Here is a 21,931-nt window from a genome sequence, read left to right on the forward strand (position 1 = left end):
CGCACTGCTCAAGCGGTCGACAGCATAGAATCCTATTTGGAATATTACGCAGGATACGACGCTGTGCCGCTCAGACGCCGGCTCCATCTGATACTTGGGGCGAGGTGCGAGACCAACGACTACTGGGCGATCCACCCTCCGTCGACACTGAGGCAGTGTCCGGTGATGAAGCTGGCCTCCTCCGAGGCGAGCCAGTGCACCGCGTGCGCGACGTCGTCGAGAGAGGCGAAGCGGCCGGTCGGGGAACTGGCGTAGTACCAGTCCCGCACCGCTGCGCCACGCCGTGCGAACGACGCGTCGAGCATGTCCGATTGGACCGGTCCGGGACTGACCGCGTTCACCCGGATACCGTGGGGCGCGTATTCGATCGCGGCGGTTTTGGTCAGGCCGACGACGCCGTGCTTGGCGGCGGCATACGCGGCGGCGTTGCGGTAACCGATGTGTCCGGCGATCGAAGCGGTGTTGATGATTGCGCCAGTGCCCTGCTGCAGCAGCACCGGGAGTTGATATTTCATGCACAGCCAGACGCCGGTGAGATCGACGTCGAGCGTGTGCTGCCAGGCCTTCAAGTCAAGCTCGTGGGTGTTCGGCCCGGAGCTGGTGACGCCGGCGTTGTTGTGCGCCGCGTCGAGCCTGCCGAACTCCTCGACAGTGGCCGCGACCGCTGCCCGCACGCTCTGTTCATCCCTCACGTCGGCGACCACCTCGATGACGCGTTCGCCCGTGGGATCGGCCTTCTTGCGCGCTGCGTGCAGTCGGTCGGCGTCGAGGTCGACCATCGCCACGCGATAGCCGCCCCGAAGAAACCTCGCCACGACGGCTTCGCCGATGCCGTTGGCCGCCCCGGTGACAAAGGCGGCAGGTGAGGCAGAGGAGGAAGAACCCATGCTGATGCTCCGATCGTGTGCGGCTATGCCCTGCGGAGGCGGGACGGCCGTGATGCGTAGGGTTCCGGCATGCCGCAACCCTCGTAGTACACCAAGTGATATCCTATGAGCGTCCGGGAAGCCACCCAAGGAGCCTTCATGCCGTCGAACCCCGTGCTTGCGGATCGTGCCTACCAGGCACTGCGCGATGCGATCGTGCGCGGCGAATTCCGCCCCAACCAGCGGCTGGTCGAGTCCGAGGTGTGCGAGTCCATCGGAATCGGCCGCACCCCCGTGCGCGGCGCGCTGCAAATGCTCGAGGACCAGGGAATGCTGGTCAAACAGCGACAGAGCTGGACCGTGCGGGAATTCAGCGCCGCGGACATCCGGGACGTTTACGAAACGAGGATGGCACTGGAAGGCTACGCGGCAAGACTGGCCGCGCACCGGGCCGGCGACGCCGAACTCGCAGCGGTCATGGCAGTTCTGGACGAACACGCGCACCTGGAACTGCTCCCCCCGGAGGAACAGGTGACCTTGAACAGCACATTCCACGACGCGATCGCGCGGGCCTCGGGCAACGACCATCTGATTCGGTTGATCGGACGCAACCGACAGTTCTCCTTCGACTTCAACGCGGCCAGGAGATGGTCGATCGAGGACTACCGCGCCGGACACCAAGAACACCGCGACATCGCCGAGGCTCTGCTACGGCGCGACGCCGACGGCGTGGAAGACCTCGTCCGCGAGCACTACCGCGTCGCCATGGAAGCTTTCGTGTCACAGCTAGGCCGACCCTAACGCGCCAGCTAGCCACCGACTCAACGCCGACCGACACGAAGGCTTCGTGCGCGGACATCCTGCAACCGCTGCACACCTACACGGACAACACTCGAGGGCATTCGACAAGTTCGCATATTTCGGCCTGCCAACACCCGGTCAGGGCAACCGGGAACGCCGCATCGGCGCGCTGCTGCTCGGTGCCCACGACACGAAGGCCCGCCTGGTCTACATCGGTGACGTCAGGACTGGCGCCGCCCTTGAGGACCTGGCCACGAAACTCGGGCCGCTGGAACGGAAAACGAGTCCGTTTCCCGCCGGGGAAGCGCCGTTGGAACACCTTCACTCTGGGTTCGAACCCCACCGCGAACGTGGAGACATCCCCGTCTCCATCCCAACGTCAAGAGGCTCGTCAGCCAGATAGTCGCCCTGCTGGATGTCACGGCACGGATCAGCGGCGGATTTGCTCCACTAGGTCGCCCCAACGCTGGGCGTTCATGGCGGCGTCGAAAGCCGGCTGCAGGTCAGGTGTGAGCACCTCGATCATGAGCCGGTTCTCGACCGCTTGGCGAGCCGCTGGCAGTAGCCGAAGCCGATCCACGGCACGCACCGCAGACAGGTGATCCAGTAGCTTCCCTCGAGAGATCCCGGTTGACGACATGGGTCTCGCTGGGAACCCAGGGAATTCCCGGTCGAACGTTTCCAGCGCGCGCAGATAACGCAACACGGGACCGTCCGCGTCGCCGGTGCTCTCGCCGGGCATGAGCACCGGGATTCCCGGTGGGGTGGTGACGACCTGCGTCGCGACGGTACGTCCGGCGATGTCGACGAGGCGCACCGGTTCCGTTCCACCGCGGATGAGGCGTTGGTAGGTCTGCGCCGGGGTGAGCACGGCCGGGGTCGGATGGGTGAACGCCTCGTCGAGCAACGCGGTCAGCTCGCTCTTGCTGAGCTGTGTGTGCATCTGTGCGCAGAGCCCGGACAACGTGAGGTCCTGATACCGGTCGGGATGGGCTTTCACGAGATCCGGCAGGACGTCGGTCCGCACCCCGGACACCGGCGGCCTGACCGCGGTGGAGGAACGCCTGCGCGCGTGGCCATTCGACGTCCGCAGGCCCTCCCCCTATCACCTCGTGGTCCGGGGCGCCCCGCCCGAGCAGATAGGGAGCTTCTGCTTCCAGCAGGGGGTCCGCGTGCACAAGCTGGAGACGAAAAAGACCTCGTTGGAGAACGTCCACATGTCACTCACTGCGGGCGCCGCGGAGTACGCGGCACCGGTGGTCCCCGGCGGTACTGAGGAGGTGCGGGTGTGAGCAGCGCGGCCGTTACCGACCACCCGCGCGGGCCTGCTCGGGACTGTCCGTTCCGAGTGGACGAAACTGCGCACTGTGCCGTCCACCTTCTGGTCTGAGAACCTGTTTGCGCTCCTGTTCATCGCTGAGGCGGTGGTGTCAGGTCCGACGTGCAGTGAAAACTCCGTGCTTGTGTGTCCGCGTGCTCCTAGAATTGGATCTTGTGCTCTCCCGTCCTTCCTTCATCAGTGACGAAGCGATCGCGCATGCCGTCGCTGCGCATTGGATGCCCGAGATTGCCGATGTCAGCTACCTACCGTGGGGTTTCGGCGCGCACCACTGGCGCGCGGCCGATGGTGCTACCACTCTGTTCGTGACGTTGGATCAGTTGGAGCCTCGGCACACCGCCATGTCCCTAGAGGCTGCCTACGCTGGGGCTGCCGCACTGGCCTCCTCTGGTCTGGACGTGGTGTGTGCGCCGGTGCCCACCCGGTCCGGGCGGTTCACCGTCGACGTCGGGGCCGGAGCGCTCAGCGTGACGCCTTGGTTGGAGGGCCGGAGCCCGACCGAGGCGGAGACCCGCGAGCCCCGGCATGTCCGTGAGGTCGTTCTCGCGCTGGCCGCGCTGCATCACGCTGCCCCACCCGACGGCCTGCGGGCTTGGACTCCGCAGGTCGGCCCCGAGTTCGCCGATGAGTTGCGAGCTCGCACCGCCAAGCCCTGGACGAGCGGCCCACTGGCGGAGCAGGCACGGGTCGCCCTTGCCGCACACGACGATGCGATCGAGTGCTGGACGGGCCGCTACCTGGAACTGGCGGAAACAGCATTCTCCCGCCGGGACACATGGGTACCGACACACGGCGAGCCGCACAACGACAACCAGGTCATGACCGCCCACGGGATGAGGCTGGTCGATTGGGAGTCGCTGGCTCTCGCACCGCCCGAACGGGACTACGCCGACCTGCTCGCTGCGGCGGACGACCTCTTGCTCCCCGACCCCGAGATGGTCGAACTGTTCGCGCTGGACTGGCGCCTTTCCGAGATCGCCGAGTACGCGCGCTGGTTCACCGCTCCGCACACCGGTACCGACGACGACCACACCGCCCTGGAAGGGTTGCACGAGGAATTGGCAGGAGGCGTGGAATAAGCCCGCGCTCCCTGCACCACCGAATGGCTACGGCCTCGAGCTTCACCAACTCTGGTGCTCTGCGGCCCCCACTTCGGCGAGCAGGACGCCAAAATGTCTCGTCGGTGAACAGCGTGCGGCTCCAGCCAAGGTGTTGGTGCTGGCTCAGTGGCATCGGGTTGGCCGTGCTGACACGCGGGACCGGTCCCCGTCAGGCTGTGGCATCCTTCCCCGGCGTCACGTCGACGGCACCGCCCTTCCCTCGACGACGAGAAAGGTGGACAAAGTGCGCAGGCTGCGAAGTACCGCATGCGCGATCTGCGTGATCGTAGCCGCCGCCCTCACGACGGCGTGCGGTAGCGCCGAGCCGTCACAAGTGCCCTGCCCCGCCGGCGACCGTGCGTGGGAGACGACTCAGTGGACCGGCGGTGAAACCGTTGTCGGTCGCCAGGCATCCCCCTACGCTGGACCAGGTCCGCACGCCCTGCTGGTGGTCTACGAAGCCGAGCGTGAAAACACCCAGAAAGTCGTGCGGACGCCGGGCGAAGACAGCGACCTCGCACTCCCCGACGGCTGGTCCACCGCGAACACCGGCGCACAACTGGTCCTGTGCCGGTACTTCATCGAGCGCCAGAGCGGTCCTGCCGTCGGCAGTTGTGAATTCCTTGGTTCAGAGGGCGGAAGAGTCACCGCGCCGGCCGTGCCGACCATGTGGGCGTTCCGTCTGTGGGAGGCGAAAACGGCGCGCTTCGTCACCGGTTTCGAACTACCCGGCGAATACGCCCGCTGCCCGCAGCTGAACAGCATCGAGAACGGCCGAGCGAGTGATCTGTTGTCGGTGCCCTCCGACAAGAGGGTGACAGACCGCCTGCGGCCGTGGGTGGAAAAGCTTCTCCCGTGACACCGAAAGCACGAGAACTGCAGTGGCGACAGCGGTCGACGTGCCGAGTGGCCACAGGTCATTGACCTAGTCGAGCTCCGGCCCGCACGGGACTGGTGATCACGACGAGTGGGTTCGCCGCGCGCTGTGCACACATCCGCCGAAGGGCACTGGGGCCATGAATCAGCCGAAGCACCGCGGTTCCGTACCTCAGGTCGGTGTAACGGATCGACCGCTTAACCTGGCATGCGCGGCACCGTGTCCCGCCCGAAGGCGGCAGGGACTCCGTGAAGATGTTGGCGTGTGGATGAGAGGGACTTCGGCCCGATTTGTCCTACAAGCCGGGGTATACCGTGTGGATTTCGCCGTCGAACAGGCTCCAGTAGAAGGCGTTCATCTTCGCGGCGGCGGGTGCGTGGCGGGTCAGGATCGCGGACGCGACTGGCGGCACGTCGTCCGGGATATGACCGGTGGCGCACTGGAGTACGTACTCGTTGCGGGCGGCCGGGCCGCCGGTGGCCGGCACCGGCACGCCGCAGACGTCAGTGACCAGCCAGTTGACCAGTCGCATGGCGGCATAGCCCTCGTCATGCGTGGCATGACGTTCGGCGAAGTCGCGCTCGGCAGCTGACAGGTCAAAACGTGGCGAGGTAGCCAGCCCGAAGTCGGTGAGATGGATCCGCTCCCCGTCAATGCGCATGTTGCCGAAGTGTCCGTCCATGTGCAGCAGCTGCCGGCTGCGCAGGAACTTCACGATATGCGAGAACTGCCGCTCGACGGTGGCGGCCTTGTCCGCCGGGTTCTCACGCAGCCAGTCCAGTGCCGGGTGCGGGATGTATTCGCAGAACAGCACGAGGCTGCACGATGCGGCGGCCAGCGCTTCGAGACGGGCACGCACGGCCGGACTGCCACCAAGGGCGGCGACAACCGTGTCGATGTCGGCGTGTTCGGCCTCGACCGGGGAACAGCCGGGCAGTACGCGCCAGTGATAGAGCATCGAGAACGCCTGTGTCTCGCCGGCCAGCACGGCGTCGGTGACGATGCTGATGCCTCGGGATCCGCTCGCCACTGAATACCTGGAACAGGCCGAACCGGACGGTCGGCAATGCGTAGATTTCCGCACTCGACCGGCGTCTCCCCCGCGCACAGTCTCCAGCTACGAATACCACGCATTCCTGTTCAGCTCATCAACCTGTTCCCATATCACGTCCAGATCATTCAGCGCCCTTCAAGGGCGGGCTGATGCAATACCTCGCACTTTGATAATCATGTGTATATCGATGCGCGACAGCAGCGGAATTCCGGCGCGGCGACATGGCCCGCTGACCAAGCCCCGTCCGCCCCCGCAACCGGCACCCGCAACGGCTTCGGCGAAGCCAGCTCGGCGATGATCGGCCTGTGCACCGACTTCGACCCGGCCCGCAACGCCGCCCCGCCCTACGCCGCACACCCACCACGGCACTGCCCGGGCAGGCAGCCCGGTCCAGAACCTGAACACGATCAGTTCGACGGCTTCTGACACAGTTCAGCGAGTACTCGCAAGAAGATCACCGCCGTGCTACGCTCCAATTCTCCACCCGAATCGGCCATCTGATTAACCGATGCCTGTGGCGAGGTAAGCCCTCGCGACCGAGAGGAGGGGTCGATGAACAACCGTGAGTACTGATCGTTCCGGCAAGTTCGAATCAAACAACTCTGTTCACGCACTGGGGGTTACACAATGAGAAAATTGATTTTCCTGGCGGTCGCACTGCTGTCGCTCGTGCTGGGGGCGCCGGTGGCCGGCGCCGCCTCCGATAACGGAGCCGGAATCACCTCGGCCAGTGGTTGCCTTGATGCCCACGGCCCAGGCACCTGGAACAAGCACTGTATCGTGGTCGAAGGTTCCGGTCTCGACGTCGCGTCCGTGGAGGGGCACCTCAATGCGACCGTCGCACCTTACTTTCCCGCGGACATCTGCGGGGTCCACGTGAAGGTCTGGGGCACCGAACTGGGTGGCTATTACTTCGAGCGCAGCCAGCCCAACAACGGCTGCGCCCTCGGCACACTCGGCGTGCGGTGGAACCTGAACATGAAGTTCCAGCCCGGTTCCCAGCTCTGCGCGCAGACTTCCTACGCCGGCCGGGTTCCCGGCCCGGTGTGCGTGCAGATCCGATACTGAGCGCGGTCAGGTTCATGACAACCGAACGGCGAGGCCTCCGGTCTCGCCGTTCGGTTGTCGCAGCGTTTCGCGTCGCTGCTGCAGGTCACCACGCAGCGGGTGATGCTGCGGCGAGGGCAGCTGCTGATCGCCGATCAGCGCCGTGTCGCGCACGGCCGCACCGCCCTCGGCTCGCAGGACACGGTCGCGCCACCGGCGCGGCGGCTGTGGTGCCAGGCCAAGGCCCGGTTCGACGCGGGAGCACCGGTGCACCAGGTCCTGCGGCCGCGGAGCGCGGCATCACCGGCCACATGGTCGACGTTGCCCGTAGCGGCCTTGAAACTCGGTATCTGTCAGCTCCGGGTCAAGGGGTGCCGGCGGGCGCCTCGGGGTTCCTGGCCGATGGTTCAATCGGTGTCGGGAGATCCAGTGCGCGGGCGAGGGCTGCGGCGACCGGGGCGGCGTGGCGAGGCAGGTTCTGGGTGGCCCAGTCGGCTACCAGCGCGAGAAAGCCGGCGAGGTCGTACTCGGCTTCGGCGAGGAGGCGCCGGAGATCGATGGCGGGCAACTCGATCACCGGACTTCGTTCTGCTGAGGTGTTGACCGACGGCGACACAGTCCACCCGGACTCGGTCACGGCAACGACACCCATGTCGCCTTCGCCGCCCTTGACGGTACGGGTTCCGCCGACGTTCCAGGTGCCGATGCGGTTCTGGTTCCCGCTCTGCCCGTAGGTGGGCTGGTTGGCGTCGTTCGTGCAGTGACCGGTGGTCAGGAAGTGCTTGCCCCCGCTGCTGTCCGTCGCGGGGAACCCGACCGAGCAATTCCACTCACCCTGCGGCCACCAGGGGTTGCCTGGCCGAACCTCCCCGCTTTGCTGCCGTGGCTCTCTGCCGAACTGCTCCCCCCGGACACCGTCGATCGTCGACACCACCTCGATGAACCGCCGTGTGGCCGTGTTCATCCGCGTCCGATTCACCGTGACCTCGTTGGCGCGCTGATCGATGCGAAGGGTGGTGAACGCGACCTCCGGGGTGACCATTGCGCGAACACGATCTCGCAGCGCCGCCAAAGCGCTCGCGTCACGGGCCACCACGACAGCTTCCGCACCGCTTGCCCGCGCGGTGGCCGCGTCAATCTCACTGGTCACCGCCACGGTAAGCATGCCGCTCGCCGCGTCGAACCAGGTACCTGCCGGATTCAGTGACTCGGGAAGCGCCGCCAGCGCCCGGTGGGCGTGTTCTTGCCACTCAAGGCGCTTGCGCGCAGCCGATTGGCTGATTCCGAGACCTTCCGCGAGGGCGGACGCACCAGGATCGACCGCCTCAGCGGCCGATATCCCACCAGGGATAAAGCCCTTGGCTCGATCTTTTCCTCTGTCGCAAGAGGAATGCTCAACCAAGGGCTTCACTCATGACCAACGAGGGTGTCACCCAGCCGTCCAGACGTTAAAACTCAAGCTAGGGTATGTCTGACAGAGGTATCGGCTGGGGCTGAGATGCTGCGGGTGTGTCGCGTTTTCAGTTGCTTTGACGATAAGTGAGCGTTGATCTATCTGCTTTCCTGGCGATCTGCGGAAGTGGATTCGTCACCAGATGTTCGTTCATCTGGCCTTTTTCGCCCGGCCGAACAAGCGGGAGAGCCGTTTTGTGGCCGGTGCGAGTTCTTCGATCCGCAGCGCGTAGAGCACGCCGAACGCGATCCCCAGCCCGGTCACGCTTTGCAGAATCACCCTGGCGCAGGCGATGATCCGCCCGCCGCCGTCGGGCAGGGACAGCCCGGCGACCACCGCTGCCAGCACCCCGAGCATGCTGGCAGCGACCGACCACAGGATGATCCCGAGCGCCCGCTTGCTGCGCAGGTGCCCGAGGCTTACCCAGAGCCAGACCTGGCCGACGATCGCGCCGATGACGAAGGTCAGCGAGTTGACCAGCATCACCCCGAGCACCACCTGGCTGTCCTCCAGCAGTGCCGGGCACAGGTACAGCAGCGGCACTTTCACCACGGTCATCACGACCATGATCAGGGTCGGCGTCCGAGCGTCCTTCATCGCGTAGAACACACGGAACTGGAGCATGACCAGCGCGTAGGGCAGCAGGCCGAAGGCGGACACCGCGAGAGCCTGCCCGAGCCCGGCGGCGTCCTCGGCGGAGTTCGCGCCGCCGTGGAATACCGCGACGCCCAGCGGCACACCGATCACGGACAACACGGCGGCGATCGGGACCAGCAGCACGGTCGCGATCCGCGAACCGTAGGACAGGTCCGCGACCACTTTGCGGGTGTCGCCGTCGGCGGCGTTGCGGCTAAGCCTGGGCATGATCGCGGTCAGCAGCGAGACGCCGATCACGCCGTAGGGCAACTGGAACAGCAGCCAGGCGTTGGAATAGATCGATATTCCGCCGGGGTCGCCGGTGGCGAGCACGCGGGTGGTGACCGTGACCGCGACCTGGCTGGCCACGACGTAGCCCAAGACCCACAGCGCCAGTCCTCCGAACTCCTTCGTCCTGGCGTCGAGTCCCCAGCGCCACCGGAACCGGAACCCCGAGCGAACCACCGCGGGCACCAGCACACCCGCCTGCACCGCGATGCCAGCGGTCACGCCGATGCCGAGCACCAGCAGCTTCGGCTCCCCCATGCGCACCGGATCGAGGCTGACCTTCCCCGGCATCGCCATGAACACTGCGATCGTCGCGATGACCACCACGTTGTTCGCCACCGGGGCCCAGGCGGCCTGCCCGAACAGGTTTTTCGCGTTGAGGATCGCCGACAGCAGCGCGAATCCCCCGTAAAAGAAGATCTGCGGCAGAATCAGTCGCGCGAAGGCAGTGGTCAGCTCGGCGTTGGCATGGCTGCCTTCGGGGATGTACAAGGAGGTGAACGCGGGCGCCGCGAGTACCGCGACGACAGTGCCGGCCAGCACGACCACCAGCCCGAGTGTCAGCATGCGCTGTGTGTAGGCCTCGCCGCGGTCGTCGTCGTCCTGCGCACGCACCAGCAGCGGCACCACGACACTGGTCAGCACTCCCCCGAAGAGCAGTTCGAAAAGCATGTTCGGCATCGTGTTGGCGATAGTGAACGAGTCGTTCACCGCGCCGGTACCGATCGCCCACACCAGCATGACCTTCCAGAGGAACCCGGTGATCCGGCTCGCCAAGGACGCGATCGCCATCGTGGCGCTAGACTTCGCCAACGATGGCGCGACCGGTACCGCGGTCGTCTCGGGAGCCGGGGCGGGCGGCAGCATCCGCGGCAGCATGCGGGTGGCGAGGTCCTCGTACGGTCGCAACGCGTCCGGATCGGCCACCGGCCACCGCGGACTGGTCGGCAACCCGCCAAGGCGCGGAAGGAACACCGTCGCGTCCGGATCGTCGGGCCTCAATGGTGGTGCCCCGAACGGCATCCCGTTCAGCCCGATTCCGCGGGACCACTGCGGCGCCGGGGAGAACGGCAAGGTGGGGTGCTCGGCCGGTTCCGGCTTTCGATCCGACAAACGTATCCCATCCTCGACGCCGACTCGGCACCATCGTAATCAGGACGCACTGCCCGCCGGCGAAGGCAGGCAGCGCGCAACGGTGTCCCCGCCGTGGTCACCGGGGCGCCTCTCCTATGCAACGGAGGTGATGGATAGCTCGGTGACGCCGGCCTGAGCAAGCACGAAAACGACCACGCTGGTGTCCAAGGCGCTGAACATGGCGCTGTGGAGACGCGATCACCACGGACACCCAGTCGCGCCAGGACTGATCCACCACTCCGATGCAGGGTCTCGGTACACATCGGTGTCCTTCACCGATTCCCCTGCCCTGCAAGGCTTATCAGCTCCATCGGCTCGGTCGGCGACGCCTACGACAACGCACTGGCAGAATCGATCACCGGGTTGTTCACAACCGAGGTCGTCAACCGGCATGCCCCGTTCATAAACCTGGCCGAGCCCGAGTACGCGGTGATGGAATAGGTCGATTGGTACAACAACTCCCGCCTGGACTACCTCACCCCGACCGAGTACGAGACCACCTATTACGCTCAACACCTGCCACGCCGACCGGCGCTGGTCTGACAACGAAGCCGGTCCCTTACCCGTGACGGTTCAGGGTACACTCGTCATCATCTTGTGAGACGGGTTGCGAGCAGCGGACTTTCGCCCAGTTCGGGCACCAGAGCCACGCTGTGCGGCTCGAACCCTGGTGTCCACAAGGACGGTCGGGCAACCTCGGTCGTCCCGGCACGTCCTTGTGATCGTCACCGACCTTGGGAGTCGCCGTGCGGGCGTGGAGTCGCCGCTGGATCGCGCTGGGCGCCGGTGCCGGATGCCTGCTCGCCGGCACAGTGGTCGCAGTCGTCCTCCTGACAGACCACGCAGAGCCGGAACTCGACGAGGACCTCTGGCGAGCGGTCGCTCCAGTCGTGCACGCCGAGCTTCCGGCGAACCGGAAGCACACCTGGCCGGGCTCGCCGGCCGGGCGCTGGTTCTGCGCCGAACGGGCGGTCGAGACCCGGCGCGACGGCAGTGACGTGCGGGTGGGGCTGATTGCGAACTGCTCGGAGTATGTCGGAAGGGACGGCGTACTGGTGCAGAGCAGCGGGCGCAGCGGCGCACTGGTCGTCACGCTCGCGTCCGGTCCAGACGGGTACCGGGTGCGCGACATCGAGGCGCCGGTGGACGGCGCCGGACACGACGAATCGCTACGGCGCATGTTCAGCACGGCCGGGTACGAGGAAGTGCGGCGGTCGGCGAGCCGGGCGGGCCCGGATCCGGCACCCGAGGCGCGGGCGGCGTTGGGGCTGCCCGCGGACGCACCCGTGGTCCTCCGTTAGCCACGTCATACGGTCTGTCCATATTAGACAATAAAAGGTCCGCGAGAGTGCGGACACCATGGAACCCTGACATGACACCCATCCACTATGCCGAGAAGCGATCAAGGTGGCGTTGTCGGACTCGGTATCGGTGACGCCGAGGACAGCCCGATTCCTTTGGCGACCCGCTTCCACTGAACGGGCACTCCCGGAGCGTGGATGCTCAACTAAACGCTGTCTCGTAACTGATCTTGAGGTTTTGCCGGGGATGCCGTGGTCAGCCGGTGAGGATGATGTTGTGCAGGTTGGCGATGCCGGATGCGGTGTCGCCGAGTGTGCTGGCGGCGCGGCGGTAGTCGCGCAGGATGCGGGTGAGCCTGCCCGGGGTGATGCCGGGGTAGGCGGCGCGGGTGGGAACGGGGTCGGTGGCGCTTTCGGTGAGGAGGGTCCACACGTCGTCGAGCGGGGTCCAGGCGAGGTCGCGGGCGAAGTGGATACCGTCGGGGTTGTCGGTGCCCTCGTCGAGGCCGAACTTCGCGATGTAGTGCTCGATGCGCGAGAGCCATTCGGTGGGTGACTCGAACTCGGTGCCGTCGGCGTGGGCGACCAGGGCGTCCAGGCAGGTGATCCAGCCGGGGACGTCGCGACCAGCGGAAAGCTTCGACGAGACCACGGCGGTCAACACCAGCAGGCATCCGTCGGCCTGCGGGAGAATCTCGAAGCGCAGCACGTCGTTCGCCCAGCGGAAAGCGAAGACCTGCGGCGGGTCGGACTCGAGCAGTTCGCCCTCGCCGCCGTCGGCGTCGACCGGGGCGGCGTCCGGGAAGGTGAAGCGCAGGATGCGGCCGTCGATCGTGACTTCGGCCGGGAACCAGTGCTTCATCTCGGCCGGTTCGGTGATCACCCGCCAGACCTTCTCCGGCGAATGCCGCAGCCGGCGCTCGAAGCGCAGCACGGGCTTGCCCTCGATCATCTGCAGTTCCGCATCCACGGGTCAGTCCCCTTCGATCTCGTCGAGTCGGCGTTCGAGCGCGTCCAGGCTCTTCTCCCACATCGCGCGGTAGGGCGCGAGCCAAGCCTCGACCTCCGCCAGCGGGCGCGGGTTGACGCGGTACCAGCGGCGTTGAGCGTCCGTGCGCACCACGACCAGGCCAGCCTCGCGCAGAACCTTGAGGTGCTTCGACACGGTCGGCTGGGTCAGCGTCAGCCGCTCGACGAGGTCGCCGACCGGCTGCTCGCGTTCACGCAGCAGGTCGAGAATCTCCCGGCGACTCGGATCCGCGAGCACGGCGAAGGTAGATGCCATGTCAGCAATATAGCCGAAAGGGCATATGCGTGCTCGGGGTGCCCGTCACGTGAGCTCGACGCGGCGATTCAGTTGTTCACGCGGATGGTGACCTCGACGAGCAGGTCCGCGCCGTCGCCGATTTCGTGGTTGTTCTCGTCAACGATCACCCAGATCCATCACCCCGGAACGCCACGGAAAGCAGCGAGTCCGGCGTGACCGCCGGCCGGTCACCTTGACGATCAAGCTCTGAAAGGTGTCGGCGCCGAACTGTCCGACTCGGCCGTGTCCTGCGGGTCTTCATCGGAGGTGACGGACGATGCAGGACAGGATGATCTCGGAGCGGTGGTAGGCGGCTCGTTTCGCGAACCGTGTCGCCAGGCCCCGGAATTGCCTGAGGCGGTTGAAACATCGCTCGACGACGTTGCGGAGCTTGTAGAGGATCCCAGCCGGGACAGGGATGAACTGCGGGCTGTCGCCACGCTGCCCGCCGGTCAGCACGATCGACAACAACTTCTGCCCCTGCTCACAGCCCAGATCCAGCTTCATGGTTACCCGCCCCGCAACCGGCCCAACGCGTGATCATCCGGTTCAGCGGTGATCCCGCCCGGCAGCTCGGCCTGCAGACTTCCCTTTCCGCGCACCCCCAGCATGCCGATGCGCCCGCGCCACCGTGGAATCCACACTGACATCCCACGTGATACGCCCAACCGCATCGGCCAGCGCCTGCGACCCTGTCAGCATCGCCTGCCGTCATGCCCGACGTGTCACATTCCAGCTTCGTCGCGAAGGGCAGGGGGCCACCCTTCTCGCGTCCGATCCACCATCGCTGAACCTCATGGTGTTTCACCGGGTCGTCCTTTGTCCCGCCGTGGGAAACGGCGGCTACGCTCTTGCGGTGCCGAAGGATTCCATAGACCGCATGGTCGACGAGTGGGCCGCCAGCGACGGCGGGCGAGACGTCAGCGCGCTCCAGGTGGTCGGCCGGTTGTTCCGCAGCGCCGGGCACGGTCAGGCCGCCGTCGTCGACGCGCTCCGCCCGTTCGGCCTGAGCTACGGCGACTTCGACGTCCTGAACACTCTCCGGCGACGCGACGATCCCGGCGGGACGCATCCGCGGGACCTCGCGGAAACCGCGCTGATCACCTCCGGCGCCATGACCGCCCGGCTCGACCGGCTGGAGCGGAGCGGCCTGGTCAAGCGCCGCCCCGACCCCGAAGACCGCCGCGCGGTCCGGATCCGGCTCACCAAGGCCGGGGCGAACCTCGCCGCCAAGGCGCTCGACGCGGTACTGGTCGCCGACGAGGCGATGCTGGCCCCGCTCACCCCGGCGCAACGGCGCACATTGGCCGCGTTGCTGAAGAAGATGCTTCTGCACGCGGAGGCCAGTTGACGTCGGTCAGGCGTTTTCGGCTTCGAACTCCGCCTTGAACGCGGCCGCACGTTCGATCGAATCGACCGGCCACGCGACCAGGCTCACCGGCACCCGGTCACCGACCGCCGCCGCGACAGCGCGAGCCACCCCCAGCGAAGTGCCGCCGCAGATCTCGATCACTTCGGCGCCGTCGTCGACCAGTTTCCGGGCGACCGTGACGGCGGTCCAGGAGTCCGGCACCGACACGGTGGTGGTCTTGCCGCCACCGCGGTGTTCGCGGACCACGCGGTGCCTGGCCGGGTCGGCGCTGGGATGCCCCACGAAGATCGTGGCGGAATCGCGGATCGGGTGCGCGGTGGATGTTCCGAAGCCGAACGCCGCCACACCGACCGCCGCCCGTCCGTCGACGGCGTCGATGACCTGACCGGCCGAGGCCAGATCGAACCCGCGATACAACTCGATGAGCTTGACACCGGCGGCTACCGCTTCCGACGCGACTCGCGCGGCGGCGGCACCGTCCGGAACCCAGGCAAGCAGCGCTTCGGCCTCGCCGAGGTCCTGGACCACGCGATCGTTCTCCGGGTCGGACCCCGGTTCGAGGAACAGAAACAACTCCACGCTCTCGCTCATGACACCCTCCAGTTAGCTTGCCATTGAACTACACGACAGCAAGCATAACCTGTCTCGGGTGGGCGATATTCCGCTCGCCGGTGTCCCCTGAAAGTCCGGGCTCTAGAGCCTGTATCGAAGTTGGCAGGCGGATTGGTTTGAGTTCGCGCTGTCAGGCGTGTTGGTGACCTGGGATAAGTGAGGTCTCCGGTAGTTGGTTCGTCGATCAAGAAGAACCTGAACACCGAGGATCCCGTGACCTACACATGGGGCGTAGACAGCCACGGCCGATGGGGCCGACGACTAGTACTCCAGCCGCAATTCATGATTGATCGCTTGTCTTCGCTGGTAGTGGGCTTGTCGTGTTCGGTGTTGGTGGCGTCGGCGCCAGTGTGACCATGTCCAGGTCGGGCGCGGTGGCGATCAGGTGTGTCAGGAGACGCTTGACCTCTCCCAGCGTGACTGGAATGAGGTCGCTGCCAGGGCTTTTGGGGCGATCGCGGTGGTGACGGCGAGGTAGATATGGGCGAGCGGCAGCTCACAGCTTAAGAGCGTGTCTTACGTGGTGAGCTTTCGGAGTTTCTTGTGGCAGGTGAGGGCGGCTCCGAGGGTAAGGAAGGCGAGGAAGTGTTCGGCTGTGCGTTCGTAGCATCCACCGGAGCCGTGCCACCGCCCTGCGGACGCGGCTCGAACACCGGGATCAACGGCTCAACCAGGTTCCACAGCGCATCCGGAACCAACCGCAACGACAACTGATCAGCCACAGCAACATCATCACTCATCAGCGACAAATCACCACGTAAGACACGCTCTAATACTGCAATGACACTTCGTGATGGCCGCGCCGGCGGTAGTGGCTGGTTCGGGCGCGGGCTTGGCTGGTTCGTCGCCATCGTGACCAGTGCATAGCGTGCTGGATTGTGTGCTGGACCCGCGTGGACCGTAGTTTCCTGGCCTCGGTGAATGGTGGCCGTTCATGACTTTCGTTCCCCCTGTGGGCCGGCATAGCTGTGGATCGGTATGCATTCTGTATGGTCGCGGTTCGCGCCGAGGCGCTACGGCTCGGAGTTCCGGGCTGACGATTCCGCCGGGTCAGTTCGTCTACGAATCGGCTTCGGCAGTGAATCGACAGAGGGATGGAGTCCGACGTGTCCGACGACGACCTCGTACAATTCGACGCTCGGTTCCTCAGTGATCCGGACGCCGCCTACGCGACGCTCCGTGCCGAGAAATCTGTGCACCGTGCGGTCACGCCAGACGGTTCCCTCGTGTGGCTCGTGACGCGGTACGACGACGTCCGAGTAGCGCTCGCGGACTCGCGCCTGTCGCTGACAAACGAAACGCGGGCAACGGGTACAAGGGATTCGCCCTGCCGCCGGAGCTGGACGCGAACCTGCTCAACATGGACGCGCCCGACCACACCCGCTTGCGACCGCTCCTCGGACGCGGATTCACCCGTGCCCGCGTCGAGGGTCTGCGCCTGCGGATCCGTGTGATCACCGACGGCCTGCTCGCCACCCTCCCCGATACCGGCGAGGTGGACTTGATCGAGGCGTTCGCCGCGCCGCTGCCGATCACCGTGATCTGCGAACTGCTCGGGGTGCCCGCCGAGCAGTTCGCCCCAACTTCCGCTCCTGGACCGATCGGATGCTCGCCCCACCAGCGCCGAGGACATTGGCCTCGCGGTGAAATCCCTGTGGCAGTACCTGCTGCGGCTCGCGGAGACGAAACGCGCGGCCCCAGGTGAAGACTTCATCAGCGCGTTGATCGACGAACGCAACGTCGAGGCCCGGATATCGGAACCGGAGCTGATCAGCGCACTGTTCATTGCTTCCCCTTAACGGTGGTGATCTCTCGTGTCCGAACGTACGGCCGCCAAGGGGGTGGAAACGATCCCGCGTGAGGGAAGACTCGGGGTAGCGCAGGCACCACCATGCGGCGTGACGCCGTTGAGGGACCGGTCGCGCCAGGGAGCAAGAATGGTTCGGGAGCCGGATGGAACAACGAACCCGAGGAGCCGCCGAACCGCTCCCGGACGGCGCAACGCTCCCCGGACGTCCGTCGCCGGGCCGGGCTTTGCGGCCGGCGGGCGCTGACGCTGGTGCACGCCGCCGTCCCGGGAGGGGCAGGGCACCACCATGAAGGTGTCCGCACCCGGATGGGAGACTTGTCGGGTGATCACCCGGCTCCGGTCCAGTTGGTCCGCGATCCGGTACCTGGCGATCGGCGCGGCTTCTTCGATGGTCTCCTGGTTCGTGCTCGTCGGCATGCTGTTCGTGCTGCTGATGTGCCCGTTCGGCGTCGGGATCCCGGCAGTGCCGCACGCGCTCAAGCTGATCAGGTACCCGGTCAACTTCGAACGCCGTCGCGCGGCGCGCCTGCTCGACGAGCCCATCCCGGAGCCGTACCGGTCCGGGAACCCGGTGACCGACCCGGCGTCGCGACGGGACCTGGGGTGGCTCGCCTTCCACGCCGCCACCGGTTTCGTCATCGGCATCTTCGCCATCGCCTTGCCGCTCGGCGGGCTCCGTCAGATCGTCGCGGCCATCGTCTGGCCGGCGGTGGACGGCGGAGTGGAAAGCTCGTTCGGCTTCATGGTGACGTCGTGGCCGCTCGCGGCGCTCAGCGCGGTCACCGGCGCCGGCATGATCGCGCTCCTCTTCCTGTACCCCCGCTTGGCCCGGTGGCAGGCGTCCGTCGCGCGCAAGCTGCTCGCACCCGCGCCCGGTGTGGTGCTGACCGACCGCGTCGTCGAACTGGCCGCGTCGCGTGCCGCCGCGCTGGAGGCGCACGGCGCCGAACTCCGGCGGCTGGAACGGGACCTCCACGACGGGACCCAGGCGAGGATCGCCGCGGTGGTACTGCAGCTGGGGATCGCCGATTCGCTGTTCGACAAGGATCCCCAGCGGGCCAGGGAGTTGCTGGGCAAGGCGCAGGACACCGCGACCGGCGCGCTGGCCGAACTACGCAGCGTCGTACGGAGCATCCACCCGCCGCTGCTGACCGATCGCGGCCTCGACGGCGCTGTCAAGGCGCTCGCCGACCGCTGCCCCGTTCCGTGCACAGTGGACGTCCTGAGCGACAGCCGTCGTCCCGCCGCGGTGGAGGCGGCCGCCTACTTCGTCGTCGCCGAGGTGCTGACCAACATCACCAAGCACTCCGGCGCCGAACACGCCTGGATCACCCTCGACGGCACCGCCGACACCCTGCTCATCGAAATCCGCGACGACGGCCACGGCGGCGCCGACGAAGCCGGCGGCTCCGGCCTGTCCGGGATCCGCAAGCGCGCCGAGGCGTTCGACGGGACCTTGCAGTTGTCCAGCCCCGCCGGTGGGCCGACCGTACTGAAAGTGGAGTTGCCATGCGGGTCGTGATCGTCGAGGACGACGCGCTGCTGCGCGAAGGCCTGGTGATGCTGCTCAACACGTCCGGCATCGACGTCGTCGCGGCGGTGGACGATGTGGACGAGTTCCTCGAACTGGTCACCGCCGACCGGCCCGACGCGGTGATCACCGACGTCCGGCTGCCACCGACCCACACCGACGAAGGTCTCCGTGCCGCCGTCAAGGCGCGGAAACTGCATCCCGGACTGCCTGTGCTCGTGCTGTCCGCCCACGTCGAAACCGGTTACGCGGCGGAGCTGCTGGCCGACGGCAAAGGCGCCGTCGGTTATCTGCTCAAGGAGCGGGTGGGGAAGGTCGAGAAGTTCCTGGACGCGCTCGACCGGGTCGTCAAGGGCGGCACGGCGATGGATCCCGAGGTGATCACCCAGCTGATGGCACACCGCCGGGCGACCGATCCCCTCGAAGGGCTGACCGCGCGGGAACGTGAGGTGCTCGGGCTGATGGCGGAGGGCTACAACAACACGACCATCGCCGAACTGCTGGTGGTGAGCGATGGCGCGGTGCACAAGCACATCCGGAACATCTTCGCGAAGCTCGGGTTGCCGGAGGACAGCGGGCATCGGCGGGTTCTGGCGGTGCTCGCCTACCTGGGCGGGAAGGGCTGAGCGCCGGTAGGACTCGTGGGTGATGCGGGGAGGCCTAGCGCTGAAGTACCTGAAGGCCCCCTTCCTTGCGCTAGACGCAACGAAGGGGGCCTTCAGGTACCTGGCAGAAGGTTCGCCAGAACCGTCCTTACCACTCATGGGGCCGGCAAGCGGTACCGCGATGCTCCGCGATGATCTCCGCGTACCGGTGGCCGCTCGCCTTGACCGTGCGGACCTGGGTGTCGTAGTCGACCCGGACCAGCCCGAACCGTTTGCCCAGCCCGCTGTCCCATTCCGGGCCCTTGCCGGAGGTGGTGGCGGCGAGGATCCGGTTGAGCAGATCCGTCCACGGGACGACCTCGAGCTTGATCTTGATCCCGGAGGCCTTCTCGAACTTGTCGAGTTCGGGCCGCAGGACTGCCTTGTCGTTGTCGAGACTGATGCCCTGGTTGGACGCCCCATACACGAGCTCCTGGGGAGCACTGGACGGCGTGTCGCCGCCGCCACACGCCGCCGTGGCGACGGCCGCCAGCGTCAGGACGAGGGCGAGAGCGAGCTTTCCGATTCGCATCGATGGTCCTCGGGGTGAGTGGCCAAGCCGCGTCCGGACCGTGTGATCCGGGACACGTCTTATTTCAGGGCTTGAGTTAAGGCTTGGCCAACTTCGCCGTCAAGACCTGGGCCACCCCTTTCACCCGCCTCGTTCACCAGGAGTTCCCACCTAGGACCGAGGGGCCGCGATCGACGGTGATCATCTTCTCGGGCCTCAGCCGTCGAGACCTTCGTTGAGCCAAGTTTCCGGCCGGGCAGGAGGAAACCGGAAAGTCCTGTTCGCGCCGAAGACGCACCGTACCGACACCGGCGCGGTGCGGGCCCTTTCGAGCGCGAACCCGAGCACCGTCACCTTCCGGCGAGCACGTCGAAGGCTTCGCCGCGGTGAACGGCGAACAGTTCGAGCGCCTTCTCACCGTCACGGGCACGAAGAGCGGACGCCAGCCGTCGATGTTCGGCCGGGATGCTCGCGAGGTAGCCGTCGGAGCTCACGCCGATCCGGGTCAGCAGGAACAGGTACACCTGGGACCGGATCGACTGCCACGCCCCGATGAGCCGTCGATGCCCGGACGCCGCGTAGACCGCGTCGTGGAAGTCGACGTCGCAGCGGACCATCTCGTGCTCGTCGCGTGCCCGGTCCATCCGATCGACGACGTCGTCGATCGCGGCCAGATCCGCGTCCGACGCCTTCGCGACGACGAGCTGAACCGCCAGCCGTTCCAGCGCCGACCGCAGGCTGTCGAGTTCGGCGACGTCCACCTCGGACAGCGTGGTGACGATCGCGCCGCGGTGCCATTCGCTGCGGACCAGCCCCTCACGTTCGAGTTTGAGCAATGCCTCGCGCACCGGACCACGACTGACCCCGAGCGCCACCGAAAGCTCGACCTCGCGCAACTGCGCGCCCGGCGGATAGGCGCCGCCGAAGATGGCGTCCCGAACCCGGTCGGCGACCTCGTCCGCCAGCCCGCGACGACGCGCCGGCACCACCCTGCCGGGTTCGTTCATCCTGATCCCTTTCGCTGGAACGGCCGATCGTAGCGACTTGCCCGCTTGTCTTAATGTTAACATCACGACAACTACCCGTCCGCCGGAAAGGATTTTCCGATGACCGTCCTCGACTCCCCCATCCCGCGCTTCCACCTCGCCATGCCTGTCGACGACCTCGCCGCCGCGCGCACCTTCTACGGCGAAGTCCTCGGCCTCGCGCAAGGCCGCAGCTCCGACACGTGGATCGACTGGAACCTCCATGGCCACCAGTTCGTCACGCACCTCGCGCCGGAGCGGCCGCGACAGATCCACAACCCCGTCGACGGGCACGACGTGCCCGTCCCCCACTTCGGCCTGATCCTCACCGTGCCGGAATTCCGCGAACTGGCGGACCGGTTGCGCGCGGCGAACACGTCGTTCGTCATCGAGCCCTACGTGCGCTTCGAGGGCCAAGCCGGAGAACAGTGGACGATGTTCCTGCTGGATCCGGCGGGCAACGCGCTGGAGTTCAAGGCGTTCACCGACGATGCGCAGGTCTTCGCCGCCTGACCCGCCGGGTCGGTCATAAGGGGCAGGAAATCCGACGTCCTCAAGACACGCGGTCGCCAGTCCTGGGCATGACACGTCTGCCCTTCGACTCATACGAGCCAACTCACTTAATCAATAACCCTCATGTTATTGATTTATGGCGCCTTCCGCGTTGATCGAGGCCTGGTGCCGGGAGAAGCTTGTCCTGTCAGCGAGCCTGCTGCACAAGGAAACCAAGGAGACACCACCATGTTCGACCCCATCCTCCTCCGGGCCGCCGACGCCGAGATCGTCAGCGACGCGCCGGGCAGCGAAATCACCCTGCTGGCCGATTCGGACACCACCGACGGGGGCTTCACCGCGAACCGCGCGACCTTGAAGAGCGGCGTCTTCGGCACCCCGGCCCACTTCCACACTCGCGCGACCGAGTTCTTCTTCGTGCTCGAAGGAGAACTCCAAGTCCTCGTCGAGGAAACCCTGCACACGCTGGAAAAGGGTGACTTCCTCGCCGTGCCGCCGAAGGTGCCGCACGCGTTCGGGCCCGCCGCCGGCTCGGACGCCGACGTTCTGGTGACCTTCACACCGGGCATGGCCCGCTTCGACTACTACCGGCTCCTCGACCGGGTCGCGCGGGGCGAGGCCGACCCGTCGGAGATCGCCGCGTCCTCCAAGCAGTACGACAACCACTACGTCGACAGCCCGATCTGGCGTGCCGCGCGCGGCCAGTGAGCC

Annotated in this window: 23 protein-coding genes and 4 pseudogenes; 13 read left to right on the top strand and 14 right to left on the bottom strand. The window is 66.5% G+C overall.

Annotation, left to right across the window (positions count from 1 at the left end):
* Positions 1–119 precede the first annotated feature (119 nt).
* Complete coding sequence (locus P3102_RS20715; protein WP_276361000.1) at positions 120–887, bottom strand: SDR family NAD(P)-dependent oxidoreductase; 768 nt, start codon at positions 885–887, stop codon at positions 120–122.
* A 138-nt stretch (positions 888–1,025) separates the two neighbouring features.
* Here P3102_RS20715 and P3102_RS20720 point away from each other — a divergent pair, with 138 nt between their 5' ends.
* Positions 1,026–1,667 (top strand): GntR family transcriptional regulator, encoded by a 642-nt coding sequence (locus tag P3102_RS20720; RefSeq protein ID WP_276361001.1) that lies wholly within the window; start codon positions 1,026–1,028, stop codon positions 1,665–1,667.
* 46 nt (positions 1,668–1,713) lie between these two features.
* Positions 1,714–2,070 carry a hypothetical protein gene (locus P3102_RS20725; protein ID WP_276361003.1) on the top strand — a complete coding sequence of 119 codons (357 nt, stop codon included), beginning with the start codon at positions 1,714–1,716 and terminating at the stop codon, positions 2,068–2,070.
* A gap of 27 nt (positions 2,071–2,097) precedes the next feature.
* On the opposite strand, the gene P3102_RS20730 is transcribed toward P3102_RS20725, so the two are convergent.
* Positions 2,098–2,694 (bottom strand): hypothetical protein, encoded by a 597-nt coding sequence (locus P3102_RS20730; protein ID WP_276361004.1) that lies wholly within the window; start codon positions 2,692–2,694, stop codon positions 2,098–2,100.
* Between the two features lie 25 nt (positions 2,695–2,719).
* On the opposite strand from P3102_RS20730, the gene P3102_RS20735 reads away from it, so the two are divergent.
* From P3102_RS20735 to P3102_RS20745, 3 genes are all read left to right on the top strand, one after another.
* Positions 2,720–2,959: a hypothetical protein gene (locus tag P3102_RS20735; RefSeq protein ID WP_276361005.1), complete on the top strand. Its 240-nt coding sequence runs from the start codon at positions 2,720–2,722 to the stop codon at positions 2,957–2,959.
* A gap of 265 nt (positions 2,960–3,224) precedes the next feature.
* Positions 3,225–4,085, top strand: a complete 861-nt coding sequence (locus tag P3102_RS20740) for a phosphotransferase (RefSeq protein WP_276371270.1) — start codon at positions 3,225–3,227, stop codon at positions 4,083–4,085.
* A 469-nt stretch (positions 4,086–4,554) separates the two neighbouring features.
* Positions 4,555–4,965 (top strand): hypothetical protein, encoded by a 411-nt coding sequence (locus tag P3102_RS20745; RefSeq protein WP_276361007.1) that lies wholly within the window; start codon positions 4,555–4,557, stop codon positions 4,963–4,965.
* 313 nt (positions 4,966–5,278) lie between these two features.
* Here P3102_RS20745 and P3102_RS20750 read toward each other — a convergent pair whose 3' ends face one another.
* Positions 5,279–6,013, bottom strand: coding sequence for a hypothetical protein (locus P3102_RS20750; RefSeq protein WP_276361008.1), 735 nt, complete (start codon positions 6,011–6,013; stop codon positions 5,279–5,281).
* A gap of 660 nt (positions 6,014–6,673) precedes the next feature.
* On the opposite strand from P3102_RS20750, the gene P3102_RS20755 reads away from it, so the two are divergent.
* Positions 6,674–7,105, top strand: coding sequence for a hypothetical protein (locus tag P3102_RS20755; protein ID WP_276361009.1), 432 nt, complete (start codon positions 6,674–6,676; stop codon positions 7,103–7,105).
* Positions 7,106–7,117: 12 nt separating this feature from the next.
* On the opposite strand, the gene P3102_RS20760 is transcribed toward P3102_RS20755, so the two are convergent.
* The 3 genes from P3102_RS20760 to murJ form a co-directional block, all read right to left on the bottom strand.
* Complete coding sequence (locus P3102_RS20760; protein WP_276361010.1) at positions 7,118–7,258, bottom strand: hypothetical protein; 141 nt, start codon at positions 7,256–7,258, stop codon at positions 7,118–7,120.
* A 190-nt stretch (positions 7,259–7,448) separates the two neighbouring features.
* The gene (locus P3102_RS20765; protein ID WP_276361012.1) at positions 7,449–8,486 is read right to left on the bottom strand and encodes a hypothetical protein; all 1,038 of its coding nucleotides are present in this window, start codon (positions 8,484–8,486) and stop codon (positions 7,449–7,451) included.
* A 201-nt stretch (positions 8,487–8,687) separates the two neighbouring features.
* A complete protein-coding gene (murJ, locus tag P3102_RS20770) occupies positions 8,688–10,484 on the bottom strand; it encodes a murein biosynthesis integral membrane protein MurJ (RefSeq protein ID WP_276371272.1) in 1,797 nt (598 codons plus the stop codon).
* A gap of 857 nt (positions 10,485–11,341) precedes the next feature.
* Between murJ and P3102_RS20775 the strand changes: the two genes are divergently transcribed.
* On the top strand, positions 11,342–11,896 hold the full coding sequence (locus P3102_RS20775) for a hypothetical protein (RefSeq protein ID WP_276361013.1): 555 nt from the start codon (positions 11,342–11,344) through the stop codon (positions 11,894–11,896).
* Positions 11,897–12,152: 256 nt separating this feature from the next.
* On the opposite strand, the pseudogene P3102_RS20780 reads toward P3102_RS20775, so the two are convergent.
* The 4 genes and pseudogenes from P3102_RS20780 to P3102_RS20795 all read right to left on the bottom strand — a co-directional run.
* A pseudogene (locus tag P3102_RS20780) lies at positions 12,153–12,245 on the bottom strand (IS5/IS1182 family transposase); the annotation flags it as partial.
* A 240-nt stretch (positions 12,246–12,485) separates the two neighbouring features.
* Positions 12,486–12,848, bottom strand: a pseudogene (locus P3102_RS20785) (SRPBCC domain-containing protein); the annotation flags it as partial.
* Between the two features lie 21 nt (positions 12,849–12,869).
* On the bottom strand, positions 12,870–13,181 hold the full coding sequence (locus tag P3102_RS20790; protein ID WP_276361014.1) for a metalloregulator ArsR/SmtB family transcription factor: 312 nt from the start codon (positions 13,179–13,181) through the stop codon (positions 12,870–12,872).
* Positions 13,182–13,460: 279 nt separating this feature from the next.
* Positions 13,461–13,709, bottom strand: a complete 249-nt coding sequence (locus tag P3102_RS20795) for a hypothetical protein (RefSeq protein WP_276361015.1) — start codon at positions 13,707–13,709, stop codon at positions 13,461–13,463.
* Between the two features lie 349 nt (positions 13,710–14,058).
* Between P3102_RS20795 and P3102_RS20800 the strand changes: the two genes are divergently transcribed.
* Positions 14,059–14,553, top strand: a complete 495-nt coding sequence (locus P3102_RS20800; protein ID WP_276361017.1) for a MarR family transcriptional regulator — start codon at positions 14,059–14,061, stop codon at positions 14,551–14,553.
* Positions 14,554–14,559: 6 nt separating this feature from the next.
* On the opposite strand, the gene P3102_RS20805 is transcribed toward P3102_RS20800, so the two are convergent.
* Together P3102_RS20805 and P3102_RS20810 are read right to left on the bottom strand one after the other, a co-directional pair.
* The gene (locus P3102_RS20805) at positions 14,560–15,165 is read right to left on the bottom strand and encodes a DUF6506 family protein (RefSeq protein WP_276361018.1); all 606 of its coding nucleotides are present in this window, start codon (positions 15,163–15,165) and stop codon (positions 14,560–14,562) included.
* Positions 15,166–15,791: 626 nt separating this feature from the next.
* A pseudogene (locus P3102_RS20810) lies at positions 15,792–15,908 on the bottom strand (IS5/IS1182 family transposase); the annotation flags it as partial.
* A gap of 921 nt (positions 15,909–16,829) precedes the next feature.
* Here P3102_RS20810 and P3102_RS20815 point away from each other — a divergent pair.
* The 3 genes from P3102_RS20815 (at position 16,830) to P3102_RS20825 (ending at position 19,153) form a co-directional block, all read left to right on the top strand.
* The gene (locus P3102_RS20815; RefSeq protein WP_276361019.1) at positions 16,830–16,985 is read left to right on the top strand and encodes a hypothetical protein; all 156 of its coding nucleotides are present in this window, start codon (positions 16,830–16,832) and stop codon (positions 16,983–16,985) included.
* 333 nt (positions 16,986–17,318) lie between these two features.
* On the top strand, positions 17,319–18,518 hold the full coding sequence (locus P3102_RS20820; RefSeq protein WP_276361020.1) for a sensor histidine kinase: 1,200 nt from the start codon (positions 17,319–17,321) through the stop codon (positions 18,516–18,518).
* Positions 18,506–19,153 carry a response regulator transcription factor gene (locus P3102_RS20825; protein WP_276361022.1) on the top strand — a complete coding sequence of 216 codons (648 nt, stop codon included), beginning with the start codon at positions 18,506–18,508 and terminating at the stop codon, positions 19,151–19,153. Before P3102_RS20820 ends, P3102_RS20825 begins: the two co-directional genes overlap by 13 nt.
* A 127-nt stretch (positions 19,154–19,280) precedes the next feature.
* On the opposite strand, the pseudogene P3102_RS37835 reads toward P3102_RS20825, so the two are convergent.
* Positions 19,281–19,427: pseudogene (locus tag P3102_RS37835) on the bottom strand (family 1 glycosylhydrolase); the annotation flags it as partial.
* Between the two features lie 605 nt (positions 19,428–20,032).
* Positions 20,033–20,689: a GntR family transcriptional regulator gene (locus tag P3102_RS20835; RefSeq protein ID WP_276361024.1), complete on the bottom strand. Its 657-nt coding sequence runs from the start codon at positions 20,687–20,689 to the stop codon at positions 20,033–20,035.
* A gap of 99 nt (positions 20,690–20,788) precedes the next feature.
* Here P3102_RS20835 and P3102_RS20840 point away from each other — a divergent pair, with 99 nt between their 5' ends.
* Together P3102_RS20840 and P3102_RS20845 are read left to right on the top strand one after the other, a co-directional pair.
* On the top strand, positions 20,789–21,220 hold the full coding sequence (locus P3102_RS20840; protein WP_276361025.1) for a VOC family protein: 432 nt from the start codon (positions 20,789–20,791) through the stop codon (positions 21,218–21,220).
* A gap of 228 nt (positions 21,221–21,448) precedes the next feature.
* Positions 21,449–21,928: a cupin domain-containing protein gene (locus P3102_RS20845; RefSeq protein WP_276361027.1), complete on the top strand. Its 480-nt coding sequence runs from the start codon at positions 21,449–21,451 to the stop codon at positions 21,926–21,928.
* Positions 21,929–21,931: the final 3 nt, after the last annotated feature.

The sequence above is a fragment of the Amycolatopsis sp. QT-25 genome (assembly GCF_029369745.1).
Taxonomy (GTDB): Bacteria; Actinomycetota; Actinomycetes; order Mycobacteriales; family Pseudonocardiaceae; genus Amycolatopsis.